Source organism: Streptomyces sp. NPDC026575 (assembly GCF_055567415.1).
On record NZ_JBVHQM010000080.1, the window covers coordinates 1 to 1027 of the forward strand.

Consider the following 1027-nt stretch of genomic DNA (forward strand, 5'->3'; position numbering starts at 1 on the left):
CCAGTACCGCTGATGCTGGAAGGCATACGTCGGCAAGGCCACCCGCCGGGCACCTTGCCCCGCGAACACACCCTCCCAATCCACCGGCACACCCTCAACGTGCAGACGGCCCAGCGCAGTCAGTACCCCGGCCGCTTCGGGACGGTTCTTCCGCATCAGCGGAACGACGACCTCGGACGGGCCAGCGCTCTCCCCCACCAGACCGGACAACACACCATCCGGACCCAGCTCCACAAACCGCGTCACCCCCCGATCACGCAGACACTCCACCCCATCGGCAAAGCGCACCGCCTCACGGACATGCCGCACCCAGTACTCAGCCGAGAACTCCTCCAACACCCCACCGGTGACATTGGAGACCACCGCACACCGCGGCACCTCATACCGGACCGACTCCGCCACCCGACGGAACTCCTCCAGCACCGGCTCCATCAACGGCGAATGAAACGCCCGCGACGCCTCCAACCGCCGCGTCCGCCGCCCCCGCTCCTCACACCACGCCACCACCACACCAACGGCCGCCTCCTCACCGGAGACCACCACCGAACGAGGACCATTGACCGCGGCAACCCCCACCACGCCCCCGCCCAGGCTTTCCAGTAGCGGCAGCACCTCCTCCTCCGAGGCCTCCACCGCCACCATCACCCCACCCGACGGCAAATCCTGCATCAAACGGCCACGGGCCCCCACCAGAACCGCCGCATCCTCCAACGACAACACACCCGCCACATGCGCCGCCGCCAACTCCCCCACCGAATGCCCCGCCACCGCATCCGGCACCACACCCCACGACTCCACAAGACGAAACAGCGCCACCTCCACGGCAAACAACCCCGCCTGCACAAACACCGTCTCACTCAGCCCCGGGGCCGCCCCCCACACCACATCCCGCAGCGAACACCCCAACACCCCATCCAACGCACCCGCCACCCGATCAAACGCCCCCGCGAACACCGGGAAGGAGGCATACAACTCACGGCCCATCCCCACCCACTGCGCACCCTGACCCGAGAACAAGAACGCCGTC

At 67.9% G+C, this 1027-nt stretch carries 1 protein-coding gene; it reads right to left on the minus strand.

Going from position 1 to position 1027, the window contains the following annotated elements; genetic code table 11:
* On the minus strand, positions 1-1027 hold a 1027-nt coding region (locus ACZ4NB_RS38770), incomplete at both ends, for an acyltransferase domain-containing protein (protein WP_467667763.1).